Raw genomic sequence first — 25824 nt, 5'->3', positions numbered from 1 at the left:
TATGATCGATAAAATGATAGACAACCCCTTATCTAATCGGCCACCGTTTTTCTATTTTATTTCACCAACAGCAGGATTGATATCAAGCGTCAAAATATTTCCCATTAAACGCAGGGTGTAGAATCGGTCGCTCGCAGGCCATTTCCATGATTTTGCACCGGACTCTTCTGCGATGCCCTGATCCTGCATTTCCGTGCCTGTGAACGCTGTGACACGATCCTGCCAAATCTGCACAAGTTCATCCGCAACTTCCTGTCCGCCGTCGGTGATCCAGATGGAAACCGCGTCCACGGTCTTCTCACCACCGCACACGGCATGGATCGTTACCGACTCTCCATACAGCTCGGTCTGATACATCCGGCCGATATATGTCGATTTATCACTCGTCCAGTTCTCCTCTCCACCGCCGAAAACATCCGCAATATCTCTATCTGCCTTACCGATCAGCTCATCGGCATCCGCGATAGTGTATTGTATAGCCTCTGCCTGTTCGGTATCCGACTTTTTGCTGGTCCCAGCCCCCGCAATGCTACAGCCCATCAGCAGCAATGCGCAAACCAGACTGATCCCACCGGCAAACGTCTTTTTCTTCATAGGTCCTTCCTCCTCGTATAATAACAAAAAATAACAATAACAATCGAATAAAACAGAAATAGAACATTTCAAGGGAGGAAGTGTGCTACCTGGAAGCACGCTTCTGTCCAGAATAAGATTTCCATAGAATCTGTCGAAAATAGAGGTCTTATCTCATGAAACTGTACAAAATGTTAGCAAAAGAATTTCTTGCGGAATACACAGATACGCTTCAGAAGCTCTAAAACCTGACGCATGAGGAAATGGCGGAGCGGCTGCGCATTACCAGCCGGGCATACGGAGATTTAGAGCGTGAGCAATACCGCTTTTCTGCAATCGCTCGGCTTTTCCTTCTGCTCATGTTGAACGCTGATGAACTAAACGCCTTCCTGAAGGGATTCCGTAAAAGGAGTCCCCCTAAGAACACCCCCGATATTTCCGAAATTTTCACACTGTTATACCAACTCGGTCTTACGGCAAATTACACTGGCTTCTTTCACACCTCTTATGCAGTGTATCTGGCGACCCAGCAGCCAGACCGGCTGCTCTGGTGGCAAAATGGCTGTATCCAGAAGTAGCGAAACACTACGCGACTACCTAGAAGTGCGTAGAGCGTAATATTCGTACCGCCGTTAATGTCGTATGGGACCCCCACCCAGCACTGCTGGAAACATTAGCCCAGCATCCATTGCCCCAAAAGCCAAAAGCATCGAAGTTCCTTTCTATCTTGGCGCTACATCTTTCCTTTGGAACCAGTAGCGTAGCGAAAAGGCCGGCAGGCATTGAGATGCCCGTGATACAATAGCTGTAGGACAGCAGGGTCAAGTTTTGGTTCCTCCAGTTGAGCCACAAGGCTGCTCAAAGGAAGTCTGTTCCCCTGAGCCGGAAGTTAGCTGCAAACTCATTGGCTGTTCGTCGGAGGAAAGGCCGCTCTTTCAGCCGTGAGGGATATCGCATTGGTCTTCTCTGGAATGATTCTGATACACGAGGTTGCGGATGCTCCGGTTATCATGGGTATCTCAAAGCCTGCACTCCAGTTTTTCCATGCAGAATAACCTGAGTGGTGCTAAACGGTTGTCAGAGAGAATCGTGTCGGCGCTTGGTTCCATGTAGCTCAACGATGTAGTGATTGCCTCCATCTATGGTGACAGCCTTGTTTGCGCACTGCATGAGGATGTGGCAGCTTGAGCCGGTTTCAACGGAAGATCCATGTTCTCAACCCAAAGCAGGCGCATGATTTCAAGGAAGCCTATCCAGACCTGCCGAAAAACGACTGGGGGATGCCTTTGTGATTGCCGACCATCTCCATTTCGGCAGAATCAACAGGGAGGTCTATCTTACCGCTTGCCTGTTACCGTAAACAACTCCGTGAACCAAGCCATTGCCGTATCCACCGCTTCGATGTAGGCCTTGGAAAAGCGGGGCAAGATCTTGGACAAGGCATTGAACACCAGTTTGAGATCATTCGAAACACGCTGACATCCATCCCAGGCATTGGCAAAGTCTACTCAGCCGGTATCGTCGCTGAAATCGGCGATATTCACCGTTTTGATTCTCAAGCCTCTGTCGCCAAATATGCCGGTCTTGTCTGGTACAAGAACCGGTCTGGCAACTTCGAGGCCGAACACTCCAGAATGATCAAATCCGGCAACCGCTATCTCCGCTACTACCTGCTGGAAGCTGCCAACTTTGTGAGAAGATGCGACTCCGCGTTCTGGCGCTACTATGACCTCAAATCAACAAATACCAGCACAAACGCGCACTCGCTTTAACTGCCAGAAAACTGATTCGGTTGATCTTTCGACTGCTGAAGGACAACCGCCTGTATATCCCATTAGAGAGCTGGGCTTATTACTTGCCGCTCTGACGCCAAAGCCCTGTTTCTAAAATCATAGGGGGTAGGGCTTGGTTCGATGTTGCCTTTTTCCTGACTAAATAGCCGTTTCACTTCACTTTTCTTCAAAATTTTCATATATCATCTCCTTGACTTCATACCATTGGACTTTTTACAATGGCGGCTCTATTCAAACAGCAGACCGTGTCAGCCGCTGCACCCAATCCGTGTCCCACTCATACCGCGCAAGCTGTTCTGAGGGCACTCCAAAATAATTAAACCAATAGGCCGCACGACCGCGGTCGCTGGTCGCATCATAATACCGCCATACACCGTCCAGATAGGCGATATTCCACATGTGGTTTTCACCGCCCATCGTGCCGGTGACGGTATAGCACGGGATATCTGCCGCTTCAAATAAGCGCTGTACGGCCTGTGCATACCCGCCGCAGATGGCAAGCCCGTCGTGCAGCGCGCCATAAGCGGTCTGCGAATCGTACGGCATATTGTCTCGGTCCACGTAATACCGCTGGTCATATCGCACGTTTTCGGTCACATAGGTATACAGCGCTTCGGCCTTCTCGGCCCCAGTCATGTCCGCTGTGATGATTTCATCTACCACTTTACTGGTTAGGCGGTCAATCTCGGATAAACGTTCCAGCGCCTCCGTCCGGCCCAGATGATTTTGTGGCGTAAAGGTGATCGCTGTGCCGTCCTCGTTCAGCTGGCACAGGATATAGCTGCCGCCAGCCTGCTGAAGCGCCTTGTTCATATCGTCCACCGTCAGTTCCGGATCGGTGATGCGGATGGATACACTTTCTTTCGTTTTATTGTCCCATGCGATCCGGATAAGATCGTTCAGGCAGGCGGCCTTCACACCCTGAAAACCCGTTGGATAGTCCCCGCTTCGATAGGGCATGTAGGAGAACGTGCAGCGCAGCACGCTGTTGCTGACCGAGACCTGCATATCATAGGCGTATTTATACGCCGGATGCTCGGAAAGCAGGCTGTTATAGAGGTTCTGCACATCCATTTTAAGATCAGAGGTATCTTCCAGCGCAGCGATTACAAAGGCGGCAGGCTGCCGCACCGTCGCAATCGCATCGTTGAGTTCTGCCTTGATCTGTGCAGTATCTGTTACGCAGAGCACCTCCTCTCCGCTGTCTGGGTTTTCCGACTCAGTCGGCTCTTCCGGTTCCACCGGCTTCTGTGGCTGATCCAGGCTCATATTATCCCGGATTGCCTGCCGCAGCGTCACCATATCTGCATCCGCCCAGAACGCAAGCAGCTTCTGCTCGGCCACAGTATCGCCCTCAGGCTTGGCACCCAGCACGAACACCGCAAAGGTGTCCGCAATATCCTCATGGAAGTAATTTGCACCGTAGCGGCTGACATAGTGCGTCGGGTTTTGTTCGTAATCATTTACACCGGCACCGGTGTCGATCTGCTTCCAGAAGCGGTCATAAAACGTCTTGCGGAACGAGCCGGGTACAAAGCCCGCTGGGTCGTGCGTATCGCTGCCGACCAATAGGTCAACCTGTGTCTCATCTTCGAGCAGCACATGGCCGTACTCATGAAGGATGGTATAAGTCAGCTTGCTCCAGTCGCGCGAGTTACCGTTTTCATCATACACATCGTAGTAGTCGATGCTGATGGAAAAGCGGGTGTTATCCGTCCCGCCGTTTTCGTCCTCAACCGGCGAGGTATAGGCCAGAACATTGCTGTAGCCGTCGGTATACAGGTTAAACTCCGCAATTTTGACACGCGCCTCATCCGGCAGGATAGCGCATAGGAAGTCCCACACCTTTGCGTGCTGGGCATTGCCGATCTGCGCGCGGCCGTTCACGACCGGATATTCTGCGATCACGTTGGTGATGCCGAGCGAATAGTTTGACACTGTGACCATACAGCCCTCAGCCGTATCCGACAGAGTGATGTATTTGCTGTACACCTCGTCGGCCCAGCTTTCACTTCCCTGCACCGAAGCGGATGGCGCACCGTACATTGCAGTGATCAGGCTGCGCACCTGATCTGAGGTGTAGCCGGTTTCGGTGGGATGGATCTCAATATTCTGCAAAAAACCGTTGCGGTAGCGGTAGTAGGTGTTCATCGGCTGTTCTCCGTCGAACCACCGCATAGAGTACAGATAGGTGTCGTAAACATCGGTCCAGCCGTCGCCGTTTACCTCTTCCGTATCCACCAGCTCGCCGACAACGCCTATATAAGCCTCTGTGTCCGCGAGCGAGCTGTTGAAATAAATCACGTTCTGGCGGGTCTGGCGGTAGGTATAGCCCTCCGCCTGCGCATGCGCTATATCCCTATAGGACGGCGTATCCGCATCCGCGATTTCCTGCACTGCAGCGGTCACGGTCTGCGCCGCGCCTGCAAGGGTATACAGGTCAATCTGGCTGGCGACATCCGCCGCCGAGTGATAGAGGTAGCCGCGCCCGTTCTGCATCACCAGAACGCTCGGCACGCCCGCCAGTTGGAAAGAGGCGTGGTCGCTCGCGGTCTCCGCGCCCATCATAAAGGAGGCGTTTTTCTGCCCGATCAGGTCGCTCAGCCAGTTGGTTTCGCCGTCCATCGTACAGACCTTGCTGCCGCTCGAACCGAGTCCGCCCAGCATATCCAGTTGGATGTCGCCGATCATGCGGCTGCGCTCTGCTTCGGAGAGCTTCGAGGTGTAGTACCGCGAGCCGTTTTTTCCGTTTTCCTCATCCGTAAAGCTGATGAAGCGGATCTCGGTATCGGTCGCCGTGTCCTTCATCGCCTCCGCAACCGCGAGCAGCGCGGTCACGCCCGAAGCATTGTCATTCGCACCGTAGGCCGTCGGCACACTATCATGGTGGGCAGACACCAAAAGGATATCTGCATTTGCCGCTGCCGCCGGCTTGACCGCAATCACGTTAGCGCCGGTCTGCCCTGCATCATTCGTATAGTCTTGCGTGCTGACCAGATAGCCCATCTCTGTGAAACGGCTTTGCAGATACTGCACCGCCGCCTGCTCACCCACCGAGCCGATCGGGTGATGCTGCATGCTTAGGGTCTCAAGATCCTTCTGGAGCTGCGCGGTATCCGGCAGCTGTGCATCCCGCTGGAGGATCAGCACGGCCTCCGCCAAGATGATGGTATCCTCCGGTGCAAGGAGGTGGTTGGATCTGCCGTTAAGCAACCCGATCTTGCTACACCAGAGCACCGCGTCCCATGCCCAGTCTGCAACCGATGCCGCATCCGTGTAGGCGGAAAGCTCACTGCCGCTGACCGCTGGCCCACCTGCGCTGCGGTACAGCATAGCGGCAAATTCCTGCCGTGTCAATGGTCTTTCAGGCTGGTACTTTCCGTCACCAAGGCCTTCGACAAAGCCCTGCTCAGCGGCCCATGCAGTTGCATCGGCATAGGTTTCCGGCACGTCGGTAAATGGCGTGTCTGCCGGTGCATTCGGCCGCCCTGCCACCTCATATAGCAGTTGCACCGCCTGTCCGCGTGTAACAGCGGCCTCCGGTGCATCCAGAATATCTTCGCTTAACGCAAGCGATTGTGCCCAATCCCTTGCGTCCTGCGCCCATCCTGGCCATGCAGTGGCACCAGATGTACCTGCCAATATAGTGGAACACAATACAGCCGACACGATCGCCCTTTTCATATGTATCACCCCTGTCTGAGATCATAAAATAAACCGTTTGGTTTGTTTTATATTACAACAAACAGACCAAACAGTCAATTCCTGTATTGCTGTATCATAGAAATTTTGCTATACTGTAACCAAGAGGTGATGGATTATGAAGCAGGCAGAACGAAGCCGGCGCAGCCGCAGCATGATCCGCATGCACGCGTTTACCGAATTTGCCGAGCACGGATATGCCGGCAGCGGTATCAACCAGATTTGCACCAGAGGAAACATTTCCAAGGGACTGCTATATCATTATTATGAAAACAAGGATGCACTGTATCTTGACTGCATATCTCTTTTGTTTCAGGAAATGACGAATTTCCTGCGTGGGCAGCTTGATCTCTCCACACTGACGATCGACCAATACTTTGCCATGCGCATAGATTTTTTTCAGAAGCATCCGATGCATCGTCAGTTGTTTTACGATGTGCTGATATATCCGCAAAGCCATTTGGCCGAACAGATTGCAAAATGCCGACAGGAGTTTGACCAGTTTAACGATCATGCATTGCGCACCATCCTGCAAAAAGAAAATCTGGCCGATCGTCTGACGCTTGATCAAGCTATTGCGCAGTTTCGAGCGTTTGTAAATTTTCTGGGGGTCTATATCCGTGAGGATTCGGTACCCGATGCTGAGCAGAAAGCACATGAATTGCTGCACACAATGTTGTATGGATTGATCATGCGCTAGTATACTAGTTATATACAATGGAAAAGTCTTATCTGAAATGATCTTATGATGTAGTCAAAGATTTCAGATAAGGCTTTCCTCTATCTACGCCATTCACTTTTACAGTCGATTTATCTGTGAGCGGCAGCGGGCTTCGGGACACTTTGTCTCAAAGCAGGGGAGCTTGTCGGAACGGTGACAGAGAAAAAGAGGATGCAGGCCGAAAGAACAGCGGGAACGGGGGATGCTATGGGCTGCGGGAGAAACCAGCAAAATACGGGGGTATTCCAAAAACTTTTCCATAACCCGACATAACGAAAGCCCGCAAAGACCTGAACGGCCTTTGCGGGCTCTTTTGTGGGAGCTATACAGTTTTCAGATACTAACCCAAGGCCATAGCCATAGGCATCCCTCGTTCCGGTATTTTATGGTGGAAATTAAGTTTCTGCCGCATAGTGAATAAGCAACAGCTCCTTTTCTCTTTTTATGAGCTTCTCCGAACCCTCCGCCGAAGCGAAAGGCTCGGAGAAGCCGAGGCCGAAGCCCCCAACTTCGTATGGTTTACCCTTGTCTCCCGTCCTATCTGTCAGTTTGATACTTCGTCCAATCTGGGTCAGCGGTCAGCTTGGTCCAATGCTCATGCACATCTCCCTCGCGGTTGAAATCATGGCTGTTGGTAGCCTCCTGTACCGCCAGATAGTACCATGCGCCCGGCTGCCAAGGCAATCGTTGAGAAATCCCAATAACCATGACTGCACACAGCAAGCATGACAGTATTCGCTTTTTCGTGTAGTGAAGTCCTCCTGTTTTTCTTTTGTCATGGCTTGGGGACAAAGTGTCCCCAAGCTCGTCCCTCCCCTATTAAGAGAGGATGATGATTGGATCAGCCGCTCCCGTGCGGCCGCCGCCGTTTCTTCCGGTGGCTGCTGTGCCAGATATTGCAGCGCATTATTCCATTCTTCCAGAGAAGCGGCATCGGCTGGCAACTGCTCCAATATTCGGGCCAGCCGCACCCGCTGCCATTTGTCCAGATAGCGCAGATCAGATAAATACATGCAGTCCGCTTGAATAGAAAGAGCGTCCACAAGCGGTATTTCAAAGGTCATCGTTCCATCACCTCGCTTTCGTTCCATCCCACAGTCAAAGCCTCCGTTTCCAGTAGCCGGTCATAGGCTTGCTCGATCAGAAGTTCCAAACTGGCTCGGATGCCCTCTTGTGTGGCAACGCACAGTTTCCGCAGGCACCGGGGATTGCATTTTTCCGGCGATACCCGCGCGTCACGGGACAAGGACTGGAGACGGACATTGATATTCCCCCTGTCCATCAGTTTGCCATACCGGGTACAGAACACCGGGCCGCTCCCGATCCCCCGCTCCCCAGCATAGGCCAGCAGCTCCGCCCGCAGGCAGGGAGGGACGCGCAGCCGCTGTGGAGCAAATACCCAGCCCTCCCGCACGGCCTCCACGGTCACACTGGCCAAGGCATGAAGCGGCAGATCCATTGTGCCGAACATCAGCACCAGCAGATAGGTCTGGCGTTTGCCCAGCAGCTTTGCCGTCTGGAGCAGCCGGAGATATTCGTTCCGGGTCAGCTCCGGCAAAAGTGTTCCCTCGTTTAAGGGAAGCTGCCCCGCTTGTAGGTCCCGCCGCCCGGCAAACTCCAAAAGGCTGTTGACGGTGGCGGTGCAGCTATTCACGGTGCCGGGGGAATAACCCTGATCCAATAACTCGGACTGCCAGTTGGAAAGAAAGGTGGGGGTCAGATTGCTGTCCTCCGGCAGACTTTTCCGCAGCTTGGAGAGGTTGCGGCGGTAGACGCTGATGGTATCTTTTGCCCGCCCATGCTCCCGCAGGTTTTCCAGGAACCGCAGCTCCAGCTCGTCCGTCAGGCACAGGCCGGGCCTATGGTCGCGTTCTGTATTTTCGGAAAGGCCAGACCTTTCCTGTATCTTTTCCGCTGGCATACCCATTACCTCTCAGCAGTCAGAATTAACATTCCGCACACAGCTTTAGTGCTCATGTGTCCATTGGAAAGGCCAAACACAAAAAATAAGCGTCCCCTGCTCCCGTGAAAGGAGAGCGGGGGACGCACGAAACCAGGCCGCAAAAAAATCTTCTTTTTGCGGCTGGCTTTTTCACGCCCAAAAGTTAGGAACTTCCTTGCTTTTCAAGGACAGGAATGATATAATTATTTTGCATATGTAGTCCCGCAGGTAGAAAAATCGTTTTGTTTGGGGCGGAATGTTAACTCCGCCTACGACACCAGCCCCAAGCGGTCAAGCTGGCGCTGGTGCTCCGCGCCGGAGGTCAGGAGATAGATACGGGTCGTTTCAATGGAGCTGTGCCCCAGCACGTCCGCCAGCTTTGCAATATCCCGGTAGGCCCGGTAGTAGGCCGTGGCGAACAGATGCCGGAGATTATGGGGGAACACCCTGGACGGCTCCACCCCCGCCCTGACGCACAGCCGTTTCATTTCCGCCCATATCTGCCGCCTTGAAAGACTTTTGCCGTTTCCCGTGAGAAAAATCTCGCCGGAAGCGGTTTTGTTTTTCTTGGCGTATTTCAAGAGCTTCCGTGCCAGCTTGGTGGGAATGAGGATCACCCGGACTTTCCCTTTCAGGGAGATTTCCGCCCGGCCCCGCTGAACGGCTTCCACGGTGAGATAGCGAACCTCGGACACCCGGACGCCGGTAGCGCAGATCGTCTCCATCACCAGCGCCAGCCGTTCCTTGCCCAGCTCCCGCGCCGTGGCGATTAGCCGCTCATAGTCTGGGCGGGTGAGTTCGCGGGCCGGGTCACGGAACAGCCGCCGCTGTACCTTGACGAACCGCGCCCGGCAGCCCTCCCAGCCGAGAAAACGGAACAGGCCGTTGAGCGCGGACAAGGCCGCGTTCACCGTGGAGGGAGCGCGGCGCTCCGCCAGCAGCCGATCCTTCCAGCCGGTCACGGCCTCCCTGGTAACGGCCTCCCCATCCAGCCAGAGTGAGAAAGCCCGCACATCCCGCAGATATTTTTCCAGCGTGGCCGGGGTCCGTTCCTCCTGCTTCAAATAGCGGCCATAGGCCGCGATCCGCTCCGCCGTCAATTTGAAATATTCCATTTCGTAGCCTCCTGTCTGCAAAGTATGAAATTATTTTACCTTGCAGGCTGGCCGCTATGCGGACAAACTTCCAGGAAGCGCAAACCCTTGATTTTCAAGGCTTTTTCAGGGGTGCGCACTACCGGCAAGCAATGCAAGTGTGAATACACACTCACATTTCCTGCCGTCTGCTTGTTGAGGGCAGCGCCCCCAAGCCCCTTCTGAACACAGAATTTCATTCTGTGGCTGCGCGTTCTGCGAACGCTTTTTTTATCTGTACCCGGTGCCCCGTTTCGGAGCATAGGGTGTCGTGAAACGCGACATCCTATGGTACTTTTAGGGTGTCCTAAAATGGGGCACCTTCCTGGAAGATGGGGTGGTAAAATACCACCCCAGTTTTTTCGTTCCGCGACGGTGGCGACGATCGCAACGGTGCTGGGAGTACCCCTCAAAACACCGTCGCGACCGTTGCGAGCGTCGCGCTTTGCTCGATTACTTCAAACGCGGGTGCTTCCACCACCATGTAGGTCAGCCGGATACGCCGTCCGGCGTGCTTGGTTTTGTTCTCGTACTTCACCTGATGCTCTTCCAGCAACCGTCTGGCATTCACATTCAGATGTTTGATGAGCCGGTTTATCGCCATATCCGTTTGAATCGCCTAGGCCAGCTCGGTGGGACTGCCTTCCTCCATTCGCGGTTCGCGGAGGATACAATCTTCGCCACGGCTTCCAGCACAGGGTCAGGAGACTGCTTCCAAAGCTCATTCTCTGCATGGTCGGAGACCCCAAACCAGGCGCTCTTGGTCTTTGCTCAGATACAGCCGCTGATCCGGCTGGTCTCTGCCCACCACCTCAAGAGTAGCCTTGCTATCTGTCCGCTTTTCCTTCTGCATCAAGAGTGCCCCATCCGCACAGCCCAGCAAGCCGGTTGTACCAGAAATCATCTCAAAGCTGTCTCCAGCAGGCTGCTTTCTGGTGCGGTGGACAATCAGGACACAGACGCCATATCGGTCGGCAAATTGTTTCAGCTTGCCGATTACCTCATAGTCGCTGGAGTAGCTGTAACTGTCGCTCACCGCTTCCCTGACTTTTTGCAGGGTATCCACGATAATCAGCTTGGTATCGCTGTGTTCCAGAGCGAACTTTTCCAGCTGTTCATCCAGGCCACCGCCAATCATTTTAGCGGGTGGCGAAGTGGAGGGAGCTTGTCCCCTCTACGCCGAACATACGAAACATCCGGCGTTGCAAGCGGCTCTCGTCATCTTCCAGAGCAAGATAGAGGACAGTTCCCTGATGGGGCTTGTAGCCCACAAGTTCTGTCCAGTGCTGACATAGTAGGCGATTTGGGCCACCAGGAAGGACTTGCCGATTTTGGGTGCTTCGGCAAGGATATATGCTCCAGTATAGAGCAGGTTTTCAATCACTGCGGACTTTATCTCAAACACATTGTCCATCAGCTCATCCAGGGTTACAGTGTGCAGGTAAGCTGGGTCGCTCATACGGCGCATCTTCCGATAAAGTTCCTCCAAATCTCTTTCGGAAGAATTGCTTTTTTCCTCTGGGTCTGGTATAGTGAACTTAGAATTTGTAGAGATTGACTGACCACATCATCTGCGCCAACAGATGAGCCATGGGCAGTCATTTTCTTTTTTCATCGGTCATAGGCAAAGTCCTCCTGCATTCCGTTCATAATAGTTGCGATCATCTGGATAGTGTCCAGCAGATCATCATTCACGCCCTCCCCGGCCTCGATCCGGCGCAGCTCGTCCAACACAGCGGCCAGCTGATCCCGCAGCGCTTTATAGACCCTGGGGTTACCCTAGACCACCACATTCCGGCAAAGCAGTCGTCGGATGATGTAATCCTGTTTAGTCAAGCCGGTGAGCTTCACCAGTGCTTCCAGATGGAGGTCTTCCTCCGCTGATACCCTGAACACCACTGTCTTGTTTCTCCAGCGGTTGTGGTTGTCATAGTTCTTCTTGGACATTTTCTTACGCTCCTTTCTCGTTTTTTAGTGAATCCAGCTTGTCGGCCATTTCTACCTGACGGGTGGGGAAAAGATGGGCGTAGTGGTAGATGATGTCGATACTCTCATGCCCCACACGCTCCGCGATGGCCAGGGTGGTAAAGCCCATGTCAATCAACAAACTGATGTAGCTATGTCTCAAATCGTGGATGCGAATGCGTTTTACTCCGGTTTGCTTACAACCACAATCCATTTCCCGGTGGAGATAGCTTTTGCTGATGGGAAACATCCGGCTCCACGCCGTAGAACTGCTTGAGGTAGTCCTGCAACTCGTCACAGAGGAACTGGGGCATCTGGATCACCCGGTTGCTCTTGGGCGTCTTGGGAGTGGTGATGACATCCTGCTTGTTGATCCGCTGGTACGACTTGTTGATGGTGAGGGTGCGCTTCTCAAAGTCGAAATCCGCCGGGGGTAAGGCCAACAGTTCTCCCTCCCAGACACCGCACCAGTACAGAACTTCAAAGGCGTAAAAGGACAGCGGCTTATCCATCATGGCCTCGGAAAACTTAGTGTACTCCTCCCGGGTCCAGAACAGCATCTCCTTTCGTTCTTCTGCCCCATGTTGTCCGCCTGCCGGGCCGGGTTGATATTCAAGCCGTAAAACCGTGCAGCATGATTGAAAATGGCGCTGAGCTGATTGTGAACGGTCTTAAGGTAGGTTTTGGACAGAGGTTTGCGTGACAGTCCCGCATTTCCCGAATCTCGTTCTGCCAGCGCATAATGTCCTTGGCAGTGATCTCCGACAGCTTCCGCTTGGCAAAGTAGGGCAGAATCTTCTTTTTGATGATACTCTCCTTGGTGAGCCAGGTGTTGAGCTTCAGCTTGGGCTTAATATCCCTTTCATAGAGAGCAACGAAGCTCTCAAAGGTCATGTTCACATCGGCCTGCTTTTCCATCAGGAACTCCCGTTCCCATTCCAGCGCCTCCCGCTTGGTGACAAAGCCCCTTTTGAGATTCTGCTGGCGCTCACTCTTCCAGTCGGTGTAGCGGAACTGTACATACCAGGTTCCGTTGTCCTTGTTCTTAAACGCTGCCATAATTACTCCCCCTTTCTCGCCGTCTCGGTTCTCGTGCCGTAAAACTTCTCGTGGAAGAGTTTGCGGTCGATCCGCCCGGAAATCGTGATGCAGCCGTTTTTCGCCAGTTCCTCATTCATCTGCCGGATAAGCTTTTAGGCGTATGGAACGGATACCCCCAGTTCCTCGGCCACTTCATTGACGCGCATAAAAATCTGGTTTACCATAATAAATACCTTCCTTTCCTTAGTGTTGGTGACTGCTGTCTGCGGTTATTGCGTTCCATAAATGCCTCCTTGCCAATGTCCGCCTCTTTTCTCTGATTTGAAACTAGAAATCTGGCGGGTCATTTAATATGCTATGGTATCTAAGCGTATTCGCTTAGTGCTCTTATGGCACTATACATATACGCTTAGTTCAAGCCTTTTTGAGAAAGTATTATTAAATAAATTTGCTTAGATTATCTTGACAACGCTAAGCAAATATGCTATGTTTCTTATAAGAATAACCATAGATGTGAGCTAAATATATGGCGATTGGTGAACGAATTCACTTTTTCCGTCTCCTGCGGGGGATGACACAGAAATATCTCGGTATGGCGCTAAGCTTCCCGGAGAAGTCTGCCGATGTGCGCCTTGCACAGTACGAAACAGGATCAAGAACCCCAAAGGCAGACCTGACCGCTGCCCTGGCTGAGGTACTGGATATCTCACCCCATGCGCTTTCTGTCCCTGACATAGACTCCTATGTAGGGCTGATGCACACGCTGTTTACCCTGGAGGACAACTATGGACTCAAGATCAGCGAGATGGATGGAGAAATCTGCCTGAAAGTCGATGTGCGAAAGAACAAGGACGCCGCCCGGCTGCACGAAATGCTCTGTTCTTGGCAGCAGGCCGCTGCCATGTTGGAGGCAGGTGAGATCTCCAAAGAGGATTACGACAAGTGGCGCTACCACTACCCGGAGTTTGACAAGGCTCAGACCTATGTGAAGGTGCCGCCCCAGGATCTCGCTTGACCATCTCACTTATAGGCCATGAGAGGGGCCGTTTGTTGCACAGGACAATAATAAAAAGAAAGCTAACTGACTAATCAAAATCAGTTAGCTCTCTTTTTATGAATAATGAAAAAATGTTGCCAAATCGTTGCCACAGAGGGCATCACGCCTTAGAAAACCCAGTCATTCCGGGCTTTTTCAGACCTCTGAAATCATTCCCACTCAATCGTTGCTGGAGGCTTGGACGTAATATCATACACAATCCGGTTGATATGGCCGACCTCGTTTACAATCCGCACACTCACACGGTCGAGTACCTCATACGGAATCCGCGCCCAATCGGCTGTCATAAAGTCGGTGGTAGTCACCGAGCGCAGCGCGACCGTATAATCATACGTCCGTCCGTCGCCCATCACGCCGACCGAACGCATATTGGTCAATACTGCAAAATACTGGTTCATCGTATGCTCCAAACCAGCCTTTGCAACCTCATCGCGAAAAATAAAGTCTGCCTCACGCAGAATATCCAGTTTCTCCCTGGTGATCTCACCAATGACGCGAATCGCAAGGCCCGGGCCTGGGAACGGCTGGCGCATGACCAAGTATTCCGGCAAATCAAGCTCGCGGCCAAGCTGGCGCACTTCATCCTTAAACAGCAGGCGCAGCGGCTCTATGATCTCCTTGAAGTCCACGAAATCCGGCAGGCCGCCGACGTTGTGGTGGCTCTTGATGACCGCCGCGTCACCCGCACCGGATTCAATCACGTCTGGGTAAATCGTTCCTTGGACCAGATAATCGACCTTGCCGATTTTTTTGCCTTCCTCCTCGAAAACGCGGATAAATTCCTCACCGATGATCTTGCGCTTTGTTTCCGGATCGGAAATACCGGCCAGCTTGTCCAGGAAACGCTTCTCCGCATCCACACGGATAAAGTTGATGTCCCATTTCGCAAACGCGGCCTCGACTTCGTCTCCTTCATCCTTACGCATAAGGCCATGGTCGACAAAAACACATGTCAACTGATTTCCGACCGCTTCGGCCAGCAAAGCTGCCGCAACGGAGGAATCCACGCCGCCGGACAGCGCCAGCAGGACCTTGCCATCGCCGACCTTTTCCCGAATCGACTTGATCGACGAATTCTTATAGTCCTCCATCGTCCAGTCGCCTTTGGCGCCGCACACCTCATAAAGGAAATTTTTCAGCATCAACGTACCGTTTTCTGTGTGATTGACCTCCGGATGGTACTGCACGCCGTAAAAGCCGCGCGCCTCATCCGCGATCGCTGCTGTCGGACACATTTCGGTATGTGCGACAAGCGAAAAGCCCTCCGGTACTTTCGCCATGTAGTCGCCGTGGCTCATCCAGGATATTCCCTGCTCCGGAAGCCCCTTGAACAGCTTGCAGCCCGTATTATAAAATGTATCCGTTTTTCCATATTCGCGCGCTGTATCCTCCTGCGCGGCAGTTACCTCGCCCCCCAGCGTATGCGCCATAAGCTGGCAACCGTAGCAAATCCCTAAAACCGGAATGCCCAACTCAAAAAGCGCCGGATCGCACTTCGGAGATTTTTCATCATAAACGCTGTTCGGTCCACCGGTAAATATGATGCCGATTGGATGCATCGCCCTGATCTCCTCAAGCGGGGTTTTGTAGGGCTTGACCTCACAATATACATGATGTTCACGCACGCGCCGCGCGATCAACTGGTTATACTGCCCGCCGAAGTCCAGCACCAGAACAAGCTGATGGTTTTCCATTCTCATTCTCCTTTCCCTGTTCCTGTATTCCTTATATAAAAATTATGCCACAAAGCACGAATTTCGGCAAGCATTTTCCCCCTATTTCCTGCCTTTCGGCAAGATTATGGTTTCGCTTGCAAATATTCCGGAAAATTTATGCATAAAGCCCTTCAAAGCGGTGCATACTGCGGGATGCAGAACATTCTGGAAAGGGTGTATGATTTTATGGATCGAAAATTATTGATCGCTGTACTGCTGCTGCCCGCCACAGTACTCTTTTCCGGCGTGGCGCTTGCAGCCGGCCTGACATCGGAAACGCCGGCTGCGGGCGTCCCTGCAGCCTATGCCGTCGAGGCAGAGACTTGCGTAGAGATACCGATTGAGGTAGAGCTGACCGCTGCGGATTCTGATAATGATATTGTTCTGTACCAGCTTACCGAACAGCCTCGTCTCGGCACTGCATCGATCGAAGGAAATATTCTATCTTATTCCCCTGCGAAAAAAGCGGGCAAGGATAAATTTTCCTATACGGTTGTCGATGCCAATGGGAATACGGCGGAGCCTGCCGACGTTACGATCACAGTGAAAAAGAACCGCGCTGGACTCACCTATTCCGACATGACGGGAAATCCCGCGCATTATGCCGCAATCTGCCTGTCGGAAAATGGTATTATGACCGGCGAAAATATTGGCGGCTGTTCCTTCTTCCGTCCTGCCCAGACCGTGACGCGCAGCGAATTCATCACTATGGCAACCGCGGTCGCCAAGCTTCCGGTTGAACCGACCCAGCAGACCGACTTTGCCGACGACCGTGGCCTCTCTCTATGGGCAAAGCCCTTTGTGAGTACAGCCGCCGCAAATGGGCTGGTCAGCGGATACCAGACCGCCGGCGGCCTGGCCGAGATACGGGGACAGAACCCCATCACATTGGCGGAAGCAAGCGTTGTGATTCGAAATCTTCTGGGAGAGGCGCTCGACGGCGCGGAATATGTTATCGCCCCCGAGCATACCGCAGAAATGGACTGGGCGCAAAGCGCGGTCAGCAGCATGTCTCGGTTGGACGTGCTCTCCCCTCTTGCTTCGATGCTGGACAGCGGCGAACCGATTACCCGGCAGGTCGCCTGTGAAATGTTATACCGCGCAATGTTGCTGATGGAAAATTAAAGGAGGGGCGCTATGCGCCCCTCCTTTCAGGTATCACTTTTTTCAAAGTCGCGGTACAGCAGGCTCGGCTGAATCCCCGTATTGTTCTGATATTTTCCACTGGTATACGGATCATACTCTCCATCGATATCGTGATAATAAATCTGACAGATCTCCACATTAGGATAAATCCGAATCGGCTGCACGCAGAATATCTCCAATGTCCAGTAACCCGCAAACCCCACGTCTCCAAAACCAGCGGTAACATGGATGAACAGACCCAAGCGTCCGGTCGACGACCGTCCCTCCAGCATGGGGATATACCGGTCTGTCACCGTATATTCGTTTGTGCGCCCCAGGTACAGGCGGTTGGGCTGTAAGAGCAGGCCTTCCTCCGGTATCTCGATACGGTGCGCCGTATTCGGGGTTTTCATGTCAAGTACATCGTTATCATAAACAAGCAGCTCGTTCGCCAGCGACAGGTTATAGCTGTTCGGATTGACCCGCTTTGGATCGAATGGCTCGATAATAATTTCCTTGCCGATATGCTTTACAATCTCCTTACCGGACAGAATCATATACTTCCCTCTTTCCGCATTCACAATATACCTTAGCCGATATCTCAAATGAAGGTACGGCAATCCATATAGGATCTTATCAAACCACATCCTGCTTCTCCATTTTTACTCGATGCGGAGTCTTTCCACCGCCGCCTCATCCGGCGTGACGTAGGCTGTTTGGTACACATGATAGATCACCATACCCGGCTTGGCCCCCGCCGGCTTTTTGACCTGCCGTACCGGCGTGTAATCTACTGGCACAAGCGAGGACTGCCGCGCTTTGGAATGGTACGCCGCGATCATGGCCGCTTCCGTCATAGCCCGATCGGTTGGTTCGCGCCCATCGGCCACCAGAATCACATGCGAGCCGTGAATCTTCTGTGTGTGGAACCAGATATCGCTTTTAAACGCAGTCTTCAGCGTCAACAGATCGTTTTGCAGGTTGTTTTTTCCCGCGAAGATATCAAAACCGTCGCTCGAGCGATAATGGAACGGCTTTGCGGCCACCGGCTTCACGCGTTGCTTTTTGTTGCGCGCCTGCTTGCTGGACAGGACGCCCGCCTGTGTCAGCTCCTCCCGCAGCTGAGCAAGGTCCCGTTCACTCTCCGCCTCACCCAGCGCGACCAGCACGCTTTCCAGATAATCCAGATCTGCACGGCCCTGTGCGAGCTGCTGCGTCAGCACTTCCTCCGCAGTCTTGGCTTTGTTGTACAGCTTGAAATACTTCTGCGCGTTTTGCTGCGGCGTCAATCGGACATCCAAAGCGACCTCCACCTCGGGACAGGCCTCGTCGTAATAGTCCACGACCACCGCCTTGTTCATCCCCTTTTCAAGCTGGTACAGGTTTGCCGTGATTAGGTCGCCCAGCCGTTTATACTGTTCGCGGTTTTGCGTCGCGTCCAGCTCCTTTTGCTGCGCAGCCAGCTTTCTTGCCAAGCGGTCGCGCGCGTTGACGACGGCCTTATGCAAATCGGCCGAGCGCCGCGCCATGCGCTCCGCTTTCCCTTTTTTCTCAAAAAACGCGGCCAGCAGGTCCGAGAAGCTTTGCTCCTGCGATACTGTCATCAGGCCTTCATATTGCGTGATTGGCAGAAAGGAAAAGTCAAAAACCGCATGATCCTCTGTCTTCGTAAGCAAGAACGGCTTCCACCGTTTTTCTGTGAGATAGCTTTTCAAGTCCTCAAACACCTGCGCCAGACGAAGCTGCTCCTCTGCGGTCAGTTTGCCGACCGGCTTCGCGGTGTCTCCCGTCGCCCGATAGGATAGCTCGCGGCACAGCAGCGGCGAAAATCCAAGCAGTTGGCTGAGCAGATACCGGTCAAGCCCCATCTCTCCATCCGCGGATTGCAGGGAGGCCGACAGCCCCACTCCCGACAGAGCAAAGGGGTCATGCTTCTCCTGCGCCGGCGGCAACCTGTAAAACAGGCCGGGCAATACCTGCCGCTTACCGGAAAGGTCTCCGTCCACGCGGCGCATCGCGTCAATGATACGGTTATCCTCCCCGCACAGGATGACGTTGGAGTGCTTCCCCATCAACTCGCAGATCAGATGTTTTTTGCAGGCCACCCCCATTTCGTCTGTCGTATCCAGTTCGATAGTCAGCATCCGTTCCACAGCCGGCTGTACGACTGCCGCAATTTTTGCCCCCTGCACATGCTTGCGCAGGAGCATGCAGAACATGGGCGGCGCCGCCGGATTCTCCCGCGCGACGTCAATAAAATGCACCCGCGGCGCGCCGGCGGCGGTCGACACCAGCAAGCGCCTTGCGCCGCCCTGGCCTCTCGTCTGCAGCACGATCTCATCCCGATCGGGCTGGTACACCTTTTCCACACGGCAGCCCGCGAGCACATGATTCAATTCTTCCGTTACTGCCCCAAGGCAGATAGCATCTAATGGCATGATCGATCTTCCTTATACAAATTGGATGCAGTCCGCGTGCCGCTCGGAAACGCTGACGCGCAACGCGGGGAACGCCCCGCCTATCTGCTCCGCGAACGCCGCTGTCACCGGATTTTCGGTTGAGAAATGACCCGCGTCCGCAAGCGTCAGCCCAAGCGTCTGCGCGCGCTGCATCAGGTCGTAGCTGCAGTCTCCGATCACGAATGCGTCCGCCCCCTTTGCGATTGCAAAATCCATCATTTTGCCACAGGCTCCGCCGCCGACCGCCACCCGACGGATCGGCCGGCCGCCATCACAAAAGCGAACGCCGCACGCACGCAGACACTCTTTGACATAAAGCGCGAACTCCCGCGGCCCCATTTCCTTTGGCAGGTCGCCAACACGTCCCAGCATCCCGTTTTCCCCCGCTTCCAGATTCCCCACGTTGGTGAGGAACAGCGCAGCGGCCAGGGCGTCGTTAACGCCTCCCTGCGCACAGTCCGCGTTGGTGTGCATACAAACGAGGGCAATCTCATGCCGGATCGCGGCACGCAGGATACGTCCAGTCGCATCGTCCTCGGTTATCCGACTGATCGAGGTAAAGATCACCGGATGATGCGCGACGATCATCTGTGCGCCGCGTTCCGTCGCCTCCGCAACGACCTGTTCGGTAATATCGAGAGAGCAAAGCACATTGGTCACTTCGCGCGCCCGATCCCCACAAAGCAGCCCCACATTATCCCAGCTTTCCGCCAGCGCGGGCGGCGCCAGCCCTTCCAGCAGCGTTACAATATCCTGAACCGTAATCATGCCAATTCCTCCCATGCCTGTTTGATCACGCGAACGATTTCACGCTGTCCGTCAAGGACGGCGCGGTCAACCGAGCTTCCGCTTTGCATACCCTCCAGCGCGCGTATTTCCCGCTGAAGCAGCTTTTCCAGATAGTCGCGCGCACCCGCCGCCTGCAGCAGCGCCGGAGAAAACGCGCAGCTGGAAAGCGGGACCACGCGCACTGGTCCACCGCCGCGCACGGAAAGCACAACATAATACCGGCGTTCCTCCCGACAGACCGTTTCACACTCGATCATATAGCCATGCGCCCAAAGCCACTGCCGAAGCTCATAGACCATCGTCATTGGCTGTAAAAGCAGCAGATGCTCGCCATCTCCCGTCCACGGCGCGGCCGCCAGGATATCTGCAATCGTCTGGCCTCCCATGCCGGCGATGCTGACCGTGTCGCACTCCTCCGGCCGCACGGCCTCCAGCCCCGCCGCAAGGCGCAGCGGCAGCGCCACACCATGCTCCGCGGCATTACGGGCCGCATGATCCAGCGGCCCCTGCCGGATATCCGACCCGATCGCGGCGGCGACACGTCCGGAAAGCAGCAGAGAAACCGGCAGTTTTCCATGATCCGTTCCGATATCTGCCAGCCGCGCCCCACGAGGGATCAGCGCTGCGATGCAGGCCAAGCGGGGCGTTAAAATCATCCGTTCCATTTCTCACCTAAAAAATGGGCCGGCATGCTTTGCCGGCCCTTGTCTTTCATCCTTATTCGCCCAGGAATGCGTTGAGCTTGGCAACCAGTTCGTCCGCATTGGTGCCATGCACCATGCAGGCCTCCTCAATGCTTTCGCCCTGCGATGCCGGGCAGCCCAAGCAATGCATACCGATTTCCATAAAGAACTTTGCCGTTTCCAGATTGCGGTTCAGCACCTCGCCAATCGTGGTCTTTTTCGTGATAGCCGCCATGATGGACCTCCTGTTTGTTTTTTGTTGTCTTTAGTATACCGCAAAAATATACAAATTTCAATCACCTTATCGCGTTTTATCAGAAATCAACAAAAAAATACGCGCCCTTTTTACCATAAACGCCCCCTGCCGACCGCGCGGCCGTTTTCTCCTTTCCAACCATCCGTCACCGCAGCGGCCCGTCCCCTGAGCTGCTCTTCGTAAAACCAAAAAATGTCCGGCGTTAGCCGGACATTTTCCGTTCACTTATCAGCCCTGCTCGCGCATTTTGGCGAAGCATTCGCTGCAATATACCGGACGGTCGGACTTGGGTTCGAACGGAACACGAGCCTCTCCGCCGCAAGCAGCACAGGTAGCGGTGAAATATTCGCGCGGGCCACGAGCCGCGTTCTTTCGGGCGTCACGGCAGGCCTTGCAGCGCTGCGGCTCGTTCTGGAAACCGCGCTCTGCATAGAATTCCTGCTCGCCGGCAGTAAACACAAATTCCTGACCGCATTCCTTGCATACTAAAGTCTTGTCTTCGTACATGGTTTTTACCTCTCTTTGATACCGTTCCCTCGGGAACCTGAAATTTATGCGTACAGGCCGCATGCCTGCAATCGCCTATTGGGGTTTGATATTTGCCGATTTCCGCTTGATGCGCTGGATGGCATTATCCACAGACTTGATCGGTTTACGCAGCGTTTTGGACATTTCCTCAAACGACAGGCCATCCAAAAACAATGTTAAAACCTTTGCCTCGAATTCAGACAGAAGCGAGTAGAGCCGACGGACCAGTTCTTCCCTCTCCTCATTGCCGATCACCAGCGATTCAGGGTCACCAATCGGTGCCGTAACCCGGGTGTGCGATTCCGCAAGGTCTTCAAACAGAGGTCGATCGATTGACATGGAACGATTGAGCGGGTCGTGCTTCATTGCGGCGGCAGACCGCACCGCGGAAAAAATTTTCCGCATAACGCAGATCTTCGCAAACGCGCTGAACGGCACGCCTTTTCCTTCATCATATTCGCGGATCGCTTTCATCAAACCGAGCATCCCCTCCTGAAGCAGATCCTCTTCATCCGCACCCACTAAAAAATACGGGCGCGCACAGGTCTTTACCAGTCTGGAATACCTTTTTACCAAAGCTTCCGCCGCATCGCCGCCGCCCTGCTGCGCCAGCCGGCACAACGCTTCATCGGATAACGGCTGCAATGGAATATTTTCTATACCGTGTCTCATGTCAAGATTTATTATATGCGAAAAAAAAGATAATGTCAAGGAATTTTTGTGAAAACTACTGTTTTGATGGCAAAAACAGATTTATTTTTTTGTGCCGATTGAACAATAAACAATATTTTTCATTATTCGACAGTCACCGACTTGGCGAGATTGCGCGGTTTATCCACGTCGCAGTTGCGCTCCACCGCAATATAGTATGCCAAAAGCTGCATGGGAATAATCGAAAGAGACGCGGAAAATTCATAAAGACATTTCGGCAGCCGGATAATATGCTGACAGACCGATTCATCCCCTGTGAAGTCGTCCGTGGTGACTAATACGACGACCGCGCCGCGGGAAACTACCTCTCGGATGTTGGAGACGGTTTTTTCAAACAGCGCAGGCTGCGTTGCCAACGCCACCACCAGTGTCCCCTCCTCGATCAGCGAGATCGTACCGTGTTTGAGCTCTCCCGCCGCATATGCCTCGGAATGGATATACGATATTTCCTTGAGCTTGAGCGAGGCCTCGAGCGCCGCAGCATAGTCCAGGCCGCGCCCCAGGAAAAACACGCTCGGCCGGTTGGCGTACCGCGTGGAGATGCGCTGCATATCCTGCTGGCTTTCCAACGCTTTCTCAATGCAGGCCGGCAAGCGCTGCAGCTCGGCGCAAAGCGCGCGCTCATCCCCGATCGAGATCAGGCCCCTCGTGCGTGCGATTTTCACGGAGATCAGGTACAGGGCGGAAAGCTGTGAGGAATATGCTTTTGTGGTCGCAACCGATATCTCCGGCCCCGCCCAGGTATACAGCACTCCGTCCGCCTCGCGCGCGATGGTCGAGGATACCACATTGACGATCGCGACCGTGAACGCGCCCGCCTGCTTGGCCAGCCGCATCGCCGCCAGCGTATCGGCGGTTTCGCCCGACTGGCTGATTACGATGCAGAGATCCTTTTTCCCGATGATCGGGTTTTCATACCGGAACTCACTGGCTACCTCCGCCGTACAGTGGATGCGGCACATTGCCTCGATCACACGTTTGCCGACCATGCCCGCGTGCAAGGCGGAACCGCAGCCTACGATATGAATATTTTCGATTTCGCGCAGCCGTTCATCGGTCAGGCCGTTTTCCTCAAATACAACAGCATTGTTCTGAATTCGCGGGTTGACTGTATCCGCGACCGCTTTCGGCTGCTCCATGATCTCTTTCAGCATGAAATGCTGGTAGCCGCCCTTTTCCGCGGCCGACATATCCCAAGTGACAGTTTGGACCGCTTTCTCCACTACGTCGCCGAACTCGTTCATCACAGCCACGCTGTCCGGCCGGATAATCGCCACCTCATTGTCGTCCAGAATGATGTAATCGCGGGTCCGGCCGATAATCGCCGTGAGATCCGAGGCAATCATATTTTCCCCTTGGCCGAGCCCGATAATCAGCGGGTTATCCCGCCGCGCGGCGACGATCTCCTCCGGATTGTCCATAGAAACCACGCCCAGTGCGTAGGAGCCGCGGATGCGCTGTACTGCGGCGAGCACGGTCTTCGCCAAGTCCTCCTGCTTGCCGGTATGCAGGTAGTCGACCAGGTGCGCGACGGTCTCCGTATCCGTCTCGGAACAGAACGTGTACCCATGCGCCTCCAGTCGCTCCCGCAGTTCCTTATAGTTTTCTATGATCCCGTTATGGACGACCGCGACCTTGCCCTGACCGTCCCGACCGCCCAGATGGGGATGGGAATTGCGGTCGGACGGCTCCCCATGCGTCGCCCAGCGGGTATGGCCGATGCCGCAGGTGCAGGACAAGCCGCCCTCGGACTGGATTTTCTCTTCCAGGCTCGCGATGCGGCCCTGTGTTTTCACAACACGCAGGCCGTCCCGCGTAAAGGCGGCGATGCCGGCGGAATCATACCCACGGTACTCGAGGCTGTATAATCCCTTAATCAGAATGGGCAGCGCGTTTTCGCGGCCCGTAAATCCAACGATTCCACACATAAGAATAAATTCCTCCAATAGAAAGGATGGCAGTTTTTTAATTTTGGGTATAAAAATAGTGCGTTATGCAGAATCTGCTCTGTCCGCGCAGTCGCCCGCGCGATTTAACAGTCTGCTCACGACCAACCCACTCATGGCCGAAGGGCATCCGCCGAAAACTTCGATTAACCCTTCCCTCGTCAACTGCGATACCGGCTGCATCGCAGTTCTGGCGCTTGACTTGCTATTCTGTTGTACCGCTGCTTTTCACCCCTCTCTTTCACAAAACAAGGTGGATGCGAAAACCACATCCACCTTATGTTGGCTCTTTCTTATTATACGACAGACTCTATCACTTTGGCAACCCTTTTTGCCAAAGTATCGACCTGATTGCTGTCCTTTCCTTCGACCATAACGCGCACCAAAGCCTCTGTACCGGAGGGACGTACCAAAATCCGGCCGTTTTCCCCCAGAGCCGCGCCCGCCTCGTCGATCGAAGCCTTGACCTCCGGCAGCTCCTGCAGGGCGGCCTTTTTATCATTCGGCACCTTGACGTTAATCATGACCTGCGGCCACGGCACGACCTCCGCGGCGATCTCCGAGCATTTTTTGCCACTGCTTTTCAGAATGGACATGAACTGCAGCGCGGTCAGCTCCCCATCTCCGGTTGAGGCATATTCCAGGAAGATAACATGGCCGGACTGCTCGCCGCCAAGGATATATCCCTTGTTCAACATCATTTCCAGCACATACCGGTCTCCCACATTGGAGCATTCGATCCGCATGTCGTTTTTTTGAGCATAGGCGTGCAGACCCATGTTGGACAGCACGGTGGCGACAAACGCCCCACCGCGCAGCTTGCCTTCCTTTTTCATATGGGCGGCGCATACGGCCATGATGCGGTCCCCGTCCAGCTCCTCGCCAGTTTCGTCCACGATCAGGCAGCGGTCCGCGTCGCCATCGAACGCGACGCCCAAATCAAAGCTGCCTTTCCGGACGCGCTCCTTGAGCTGTTCCAGATGAGTCGAGCCGCAGCCCGCGTTGATATTGATTCCATCCGGCTCGTAAAACCGTATCTCCGCCCTGCACTCGACCAAACGCATCAACCGCTCGACCGTGGTAGAGGATGCGCCGTTTGCGCAGTCCACCGCGACGTGCAGGCCGGACAAGTCGCCCTTGATCGTTTCCGCAAGGTGGTCGGTGTACTCCACCACCGGATCGATCGCACTTTTCAGCACGCGGCCCAGCTTTTCATGGGTCATTTTGGGGATGGATTCAAAGTCGTCGATCAGGTCTTCGATTTTGGCCTCAGTTTCGTCCGGCAGCTTGTAGCCGTTGCCCGCAAATATCTTGATGCCGTTATATTCAAACGAGTTATGGCTTGCCGAGATCACGATGCCGGCATCCGCTTTATGCTTGATCGTCAAAAAAGCTACTGCCGGTGTTGGGATAACGCCCAGCAGCTCCACATCCGCGCCGACTGAGCAGATGCCCGCCACCAGCGCGTTTTCCAGCATATCCGAGGAGATGCGCGTATCCTTGCCGATCAGCAGCTTGGCTTTTCCGCTGTGGGTCGCTTCCTGCGTCAGCACAAACGCCGCCGCCGCGCCGATTTTGAATGCAAGCAGCGCGTCCAGTTCGGAATTTGCCACACCGCGGACACCGTCCGTCCCAAAATATCTACCCAATATCAAACACCTAACTTTCTTATTGATAACAGCGCC

At 54.0% G+C, this 25824-nt stretch carries 24 protein-coding genes and 3 pseudogenes; 6 read left to right on the top strand and 21 right to left on the bottom strand.

What is annotated here, in order from left to right; genetic code table 11:
* Positions 1-51: 51 nt before the first annotated feature.
* Positions 52-594 (bottom strand): hypothetical protein, encoded by a 543-nt coding sequence (locus tag H8S45_RS00765; RefSeq protein ID WP_054325875.1) that lies wholly within the window; start codon positions 592-594, stop codon positions 52-54.
* Positions 595-836: 242 nt separating this feature from the next.
* Between H8S45_RS00765 and H8S45_RS16110 the strand changes: the two genes are divergently transcribed.
* From H8S45_RS16110 to H8S45_RS16100, 3 genes and pseudogenes are all read left to right on the top strand, one after another.
* Positions 837-1151 (top strand): hypothetical protein, encoded by a 315-nt coding sequence (locus tag H8S45_RS16110; RefSeq protein ID WP_054325874.1) that lies wholly within the window; start codon positions 837-839, stop codon positions 1149-1151.
* 35 nt (positions 1152-1186) lie between these two features.
* Positions 1187-1378, top strand: a pseudogene (locus H8S45_RS16105) (hypothetical protein); the annotation flags it as partial.
* 487 nt (positions 1379-1865) lie between these two features.
* Positions 1866-2345 carry an IS110 family transposase gene (locus tag H8S45_RS16100; RefSeq protein ID WP_243182337.1) on the top strand — a complete coding sequence of 160 codons (480 nt, stop codon included), beginning with the start codon at positions 1866-1868 and terminating at the stop codon, positions 2343-2345.
* Positions 2346-2407: 62 nt separating this feature from the next.
* Here H8S45_RS16100 and H8S45_RS00750 read toward each other — a convergent pair whose 3' ends face one another.
* Positions 2408-2545 carry a hypothetical protein gene (locus H8S45_RS00750; protein WP_162531768.1) on the bottom strand — a complete coding sequence of 46 codons (138 nt, stop codon included), beginning with the start codon at positions 2543-2545 and terminating at the stop codon, positions 2408-2410.
* Between the two features lie 52 nt (positions 2546-2597).
* Positions 2598-6050: a M28 family peptidase gene (locus H8S45_RS00745; RefSeq protein WP_147573661.1), complete on the bottom strand. Its 3453-nt coding sequence runs from the start codon at positions 6048-6050 to the stop codon at positions 2598-2600.
* Between the two features lie 136 nt (positions 6051-6186).
* On the opposite strand from H8S45_RS00745, the gene H8S45_RS00740 reads away from it, so the two are divergent.
* Positions 6187-6768: a TetR/AcrR family transcriptional regulator gene (locus tag H8S45_RS00740; RefSeq protein WP_107630430.1), complete on the top strand. Its 582-nt coding sequence runs from the start codon at positions 6187-6189 to the stop codon at positions 6766-6768.
* Between the two features lie 599 nt (positions 6769-7367).
* On the opposite strand, the gene H8S45_RS00735 is transcribed toward H8S45_RS00740, so the two are convergent.
* The 8 genes and pseudogenes from H8S45_RS00735 to H8S45_RS00710 all read right to left on the bottom strand — a co-directional run bounded on the left by H8S45_RS00735 (position 7368) and on the right by H8S45_RS00710 (position 12888).
* Positions 7368-7853 carry a hypothetical protein gene (locus H8S45_RS00735; protein ID WP_174887835.1) on the bottom strand — a complete coding sequence of 162 codons (486 nt, stop codon included), beginning with the start codon at positions 7851-7853 and terminating at the stop codon, positions 7368-7370.
* Entirely contained in the window at positions 7850-8710 is an 861-nt protein-coding gene (locus H8S45_RS00730) for a site-specific integrase (protein ID WP_054325868.1), read from the bottom strand. Before H8S45_RS00730 ends, H8S45_RS00735 begins: the two co-directional genes overlap by 4 nt.
* A 290-nt stretch (positions 8711-9000) precedes the next feature.
* Entirely contained in the window at positions 9001-9846 is an 846-nt protein-coding gene (locus tag H8S45_RS00725) for a tyrosine-type recombinase/integrase (protein ID WP_054325867.1), read from the bottom strand.
* A 427-nt stretch (positions 9847-10273) separates the two neighbouring features.
* On the bottom strand, positions 10274-10468 hold the full coding sequence (locus H8S45_RS16820) for a hypothetical protein (protein ID WP_390124049.1): 195 nt from the start codon (positions 10466-10468) through the stop codon (positions 10274-10276).
* A gap of 117 nt (positions 10469-10585) precedes the next feature.
* On the bottom strand, positions 10586-11002 hold the full coding sequence (locus H8S45_RS16815; RefSeq protein WP_390124052.1) for an AAA family ATPase: 417 nt from the start codon (positions 11000-11002) through the stop codon (positions 10586-10588).
* A 36-nt stretch (positions 11003-11038) separates the two neighbouring features.
* On the bottom strand, positions 11039-11323 hold the full coding sequence (locus H8S45_RS16810) for a hypothetical protein (protein ID WP_390124055.1): 285 nt from the start codon (positions 11321-11323) through the stop codon (positions 11039-11041).
* A gap of 152 nt (positions 11324-11475) precedes the next feature.
* Positions 11476-11811: pseudogene (locus tag H8S45_RS00715) on the bottom strand (plasmid mobilization protein).
* A gap of 4 nt (positions 11812-11815) precedes the next feature.
* Positions 11816-12888: pseudogene (locus H8S45_RS00710) on the bottom strand (site-specific integrase).
* 508 nt (positions 12889-13396) lie between these two features.
* On the opposite strand from H8S45_RS00710, the gene H8S45_RS00705 reads away from it, so the two are divergent.
* On the top strand, positions 13397-13885 hold the full coding sequence (locus H8S45_RS00705) for a helix-turn-helix domain-containing protein (RefSeq protein WP_054325866.1): 489 nt from the start codon (positions 13397-13399) through the stop codon (positions 13883-13885).
* Positions 13886-14076: 191 nt separating this feature from the next.
* Here H8S45_RS00705 and guaA read toward each other — a convergent pair whose 3' ends face one another.
* On the bottom strand, positions 14077-15621 hold the full coding sequence (guaA, locus tag H8S45_RS00700) for a glutamine-hydrolyzing GMP synthase (RefSeq protein ID WP_054325865.1): 1545 nt from the start codon (positions 15619-15621) through the stop codon (positions 14077-14079).
* Positions 15622-15828: 207 nt separating this feature from the next.
* Between guaA and H8S45_RS00695 the strand changes: the two genes are divergently transcribed.
* A complete protein-coding gene (locus H8S45_RS00695) occupies positions 15829-16767 on the top strand; it encodes an Ig-like domain-containing protein (RefSeq protein ID WP_159068006.1) in 939 nt (312 codons plus the stop codon).
* 26 nt (positions 16768-16793) lie between these two features.
* Here the strand turns inward: H8S45_RS00695 and dcd are convergent, their stop codons facing one another.
* The 9 genes from dcd to glmM form a co-directional block, all read right to left on the bottom strand.
* Positions 16794-17324, bottom strand: a complete 531-nt coding sequence (gene dcd / locus H8S45_RS00690) for a dCTP deaminase (RefSeq protein ID WP_054325863.1) — start codon at positions 17322-17324, stop codon at positions 16794-16796.
* 105 nt (positions 17325-17429) lie between these two features.
* Positions 17430-19205 carry an Rqc2 family fibronectin-binding protein gene (locus H8S45_RS00685; protein WP_147573659.1) on the bottom strand — a complete coding sequence of 592 codons (1776 nt, stop codon included), beginning with the start codon at positions 19203-19205 and terminating at the stop codon, positions 17430-17432.
* Positions 19206-19217: 12 nt separating this feature from the next.
* Positions 19218-19994, bottom strand: coding sequence for a Nif3-like dinuclear metal center hexameric protein (locus tag H8S45_RS00680; protein ID WP_054325862.1), 777 nt, complete (start codon positions 19992-19994; stop codon positions 19218-19220).
* The gene (locus tag H8S45_RS00675; RefSeq protein WP_207724419.1) at positions 19991-20671 is read right to left on the bottom strand and encodes a tRNA (adenine(22)-N(1))-methyltransferase; all 681 of its coding nucleotides are present in this window, start codon (positions 20669-20671) and stop codon (positions 19991-19993) included. The genes H8S45_RS00680 and H8S45_RS00675 overlap by 4 nt, the downstream gene beginning before the upstream one ends.
* Before the next feature lie 61 nt (positions 20672-20732).
* Positions 20733-20933, bottom strand: a complete 201-nt coding sequence (locus H8S45_RS00670) for a DUF1858 domain-containing protein (protein ID WP_054325860.1) — start codon at positions 20931-20933, stop codon at positions 20733-20735.
* Between the two features lie 249 nt (positions 20934-21182).
* On the bottom strand, positions 21183-21461 hold the full coding sequence (locus tag H8S45_RS00665; protein WP_054325859.1) for a zinc-ribbon domain containing protein: 279 nt from the start codon (positions 21459-21461) through the stop codon (positions 21183-21185).
* A gap of 75 nt (positions 21462-21536) precedes the next feature.
* Entirely contained in the window at positions 21537-22103 is a 567-nt protein-coding gene (locus tag H8S45_RS00660) for a sigma-70 family RNA polymerase sigma factor (RefSeq protein WP_243182336.1), read from the bottom strand.
* Positions 22104-22276: 173 nt separating this feature from the next.
* The gene (gene glmS / locus H8S45_RS00655) at positions 22277-24121 is read right to left on the bottom strand and encodes a glutamine--fructose-6-phosphate transaminase (isomerizing) (protein WP_054325857.1); all 1845 of its coding nucleotides are present in this window, start codon (positions 24119-24121) and stop codon (positions 22277-22279) included.
* A gap of 314 nt (positions 24122-24435) precedes the next feature.
* Positions 24436-25788, bottom strand: a complete 1353-nt coding sequence (gene glmM, locus H8S45_RS00650) for a phosphoglucosamine mutase (protein WP_054326068.1) — start codon at positions 25786-25788, stop codon at positions 24436-24438.
* Between the last annotated feature and the right edge of the window lie 36 nt (positions 25789-25824).

Origin of the sequence: Agathobaculum faecis, from assembly GCF_014287995.1 — a bacterium.
Taxonomy (GTDB): domain Bacteria; phylum Bacillota; class Clostridia; order Oscillospirales; family Butyricicoccaceae; genus Agathobaculum; species Agathobaculum ammoniilyticum.
This window is presented reverse-complemented; position numbering and strand designations above follow the sequence as displayed.

Excerpts from the sequence above, each read along its gene's own strand:
- H8S45_RS00765 (WP_054325875.1), bottom strand. The coding sequence starts at position 594 with ATGAAGAAAAAGACGTTTGCCGGTGGGATCAGTCTGGTTTGCGCATTG.
- H8S45_RS16110 (WP_054325874.1), top strand. The coding sequence starts at position 837 with ATGGCGGAGCGGCTGCGCATTACCAGCCGGGCATACGGAGATTTAGAG.
- H8S45_RS00750 (WP_162531768.1), bottom strand. The coding sequence starts at position 2,545 with ATGAAAATTTTGAAGAAAAGTGAAGTGAAACGGCTATTTAGTCAGGAA.
- H8S45_RS00745 (WP_147573661.1), bottom strand. The coding sequence starts at position 6,050 with ATGAAAAGGGCGATCGTGTCGGCTGTATTGTGTTCCACTATATTGGCA.
- H8S45_RS00740 (WP_107630430.1), top strand. The coding sequence starts at position 6,187 with ATGAAGCAGGCAGAACGAAGCCGGCGCAGCCGCAGCATGATCCGCATG.
- H8S45_RS00735 (WP_174887835.1), bottom strand. The coding sequence starts at position 7,853 with ATGACCTTTGAAATACCGCTTGTGGACGCTCTTTCTATTCAAGCGGAC.
- H8S45_RS00730 (WP_054325868.1), bottom strand. The coding sequence starts at position 8,710 with ATGCCAGCGGAAAAGATACAGGAAAGGTCTGGCCTTTCCGAAAATACA.
- H8S45_RS00725 (WP_054325867.1), bottom strand. The coding sequence starts at position 9,846 with ATGGAATATTTCAAATTGACGGCGGAGCGGATCGCGGCCTATGGCCGC.
- H8S45_RS16820 (WP_390124049.1), bottom strand. The coding sequence starts at position 10,468 with ATGGCGATAAACCGGCTCATCAAACATCTGAATGTGAATGCCAGACGG.
- H8S45_RS16815 (WP_390124052.1), bottom strand. The coding sequence starts at position 11,002 with ATGATTGGCGGTGGCCTGGATGAACAGCTGGAAAAGTTCGCTCTGGAA.
- H8S45_RS16810 (WP_390124055.1), bottom strand. The coding sequence starts at position 11,323 with ATGAGCGACCCAGCTTACCTGCACACTGTAACCCTGGATGAGCTGATG.
- H8S45_RS00705 (WP_054325866.1), top strand. The coding sequence starts at position 13,397 with ATGGCGATTGGTGAACGAATTCACTTTTTCCGTCTCCTGCGGGGGATG.
- guaA (WP_054325865.1), bottom strand. The coding sequence starts at position 15,621 with ATGGAAAACCATCAGCTTGTTCTGGTGCTGGACTTCGGCGGGCAGTAT.
- H8S45_RS00695 (WP_159068006.1), top strand. The coding sequence starts at position 15,829 with ATGGATCGAAAATTATTGATCGCTGTACTGCTGCTGCCCGCCACAGTA.
- dcd (WP_054325863.1), bottom strand. The coding sequence starts at position 17,324 with ATGATTCTGTCCGGTAAGGAGATTGTAAAGCATATCGGCAAGGAAATT.
- H8S45_RS00685 (WP_147573659.1), bottom strand. The coding sequence starts at position 19,205 with ATGCCATTAGATGCTATCTGCCTTGGGGCAGTAACGGAAGAATTGAAT.
- H8S45_RS00680 (WP_054325862.1), bottom strand. The coding sequence starts at position 19,994 with ATGATTACGGTTCAGGATATTGTAACGCTGCTGGAAGGGCTGGCGCCG.
- H8S45_RS00675 (WP_207724419.1), bottom strand. The coding sequence starts at position 20,671 with ATGATTTTAACGCCCCGCTTGGCCTGCATCGCAGCGCTGATCCCTCGT.
- H8S45_RS00670 (WP_054325860.1), bottom strand. The coding sequence starts at position 20,933 with ATGGCGGCTATCACGAAAAAGACCACGATTGGCGAGGTGCTGAACCGC.
- H8S45_RS00665 (WP_054325859.1), bottom strand. The coding sequence starts at position 21,461 with ATGTACGAAGACAAGACTTTAGTATGCAAGGAATGCGGTCAGGAATTT.
- glmS (WP_054325857.1), bottom strand. The coding sequence starts at position 24,121 with ATGTGTGGAATCGTTGGATTTACGGGCCGCGAAAACGCGCTGCCCATT.